The 579-nt window shown below is 53.0% G+C and carries 1 protein-coding gene; it reads left to right on the top strand.

Going from position 1 to position 579, the window contains the following annotated elements; genetic code table 11:
* A partial coding sequence (locus tag CIL02_RS04070; RefSeq protein ID WP_170935010.1) for a carbohydrate binding domain-containing protein occupies nt 1-579 on the top strand: 579 nt, incomplete at both ends.

The raw sequence follows: 579 nt of genomic DNA on the forward strand, positions 1-579 counted from the left end.
GGAGAACCTGATAAAGAACCCCGGCTTCGAGGGTGAGTGGGACTTCTCCAAGAGCCGCAACATCGTTACCCGCATAGAGGGTTGGGACGTATATCCTTACGACCAGTACAACTCCACTCAGGAGATTGTTGCCGAGGAGCGCAGCAACGAGGTTGACCAGAACAACCACGTGTTGTCCATGGACCGCTATATGTGGAACGACGGCTGGTCTGCCGGTGAGGTTTCCCAGATTGTGGACGTTGCTCCCAACGAGACCTATTCGTTCTCAGCCCTTGCCAAGGGTGGCATAAAGAGCGATGGCAGCCGCTTTGGCAGCCTTCGCATACAGGACTTGCAGAATGCGACCAACAAGGTTACCATCCCTGTAACGAGTGACAGCTACCAGACCTACGCCTCTGACTTCACCACTCTTGCCAATACCAAGCAGATACGCATAATCTGCTACATAGAGCGCGACAAGTGGGGTGCATCCATCAGTTCACTTAAGGTCGATGATGTCAAGCTCACTGGCGTTGACCGCAACGTTGCCGCAACTGTAGGTTTCCAGAACAATGGTGCCGATATAGCATACTTCACTGA

The organism is Prevotella sp. P3-122 (assembly GCF_002251365.1).
Taxonomy (GTDB): domain Bacteria; phylum Bacteroidota; class Bacteroidia; order Bacteroidales; family Bacteroidaceae; genus Prevotella.